The following is a 616-nucleotide window of genomic DNA, read 5'->3' as shown; positions in this document are numbered from 1 at the left end:
CGTCTTCGGGACCGACCGCAGGCTGCTCAAGGCGCTGGGCCTGACGTCGTACCAGGAGATCAGCGAGAAGATCGGCGGGCTGCTCAAGCCGGAGCTGCCGATGGGCTTCACCGGCGTGCGCGAGGCGTTCGGCAAGCTGGCCGGGATGACCCACGTGCCGCCGAAGAAGGTCAAGGACGCGCCGGTGCACGAGGTCGTGCTGACCGGCGACCAGGTGGACCTGGACCGCCTGCCGGCGCTGTTCACCTGGCCCGGCGACGGCGGCTCGTTCTTCAACCTGGGCCTGACCCACACCAAGCACCCCGAGACCGGCGTGCGCAACCTGGGCCTGTACCGGCTCCAGCGGCACGACAAGCGCACCATCGGGATGCACTGGCAGATCCACAAGGACAGCACCAACCACTACCAGGTCGCCGCCCGCCGTGGTGAGCGGCTGCCGGTGGCGATCGCCTTCGGCACGCCGCCGGCCGTGACGTACGCCTCCACGGCGCCGCTGCCGGGCGACATCGACGAGTACCTGTTCGCCGGGTTCCTGCGCGGCAAGCGGATCGAGATGGTGGACTGCAAGACGGTCCCGCTCCAGGTGCCGGCGCACTCCGAGGTGGTCCTCGAAGGC

1 protein-coding gene is annotated in these 616 nt (G+C 70.0%); it reads left to right on the top strand.

What is annotated here, in order from left to right:
• Positions 1-616, top strand: a 616-nt coding sequence (locus KUM32_RS32345) for a UbiD family decarboxylase domain-containing protein (RefSeq protein ID WP_217145504.1), incomplete at both ends; no start/stop codon positions are given.

The organism is Streptomyces sp. AC627_RSS907 (assembly GCF_019049165.1).
This window is presented reverse-complemented; position numbering and strand designations above follow the sequence as displayed.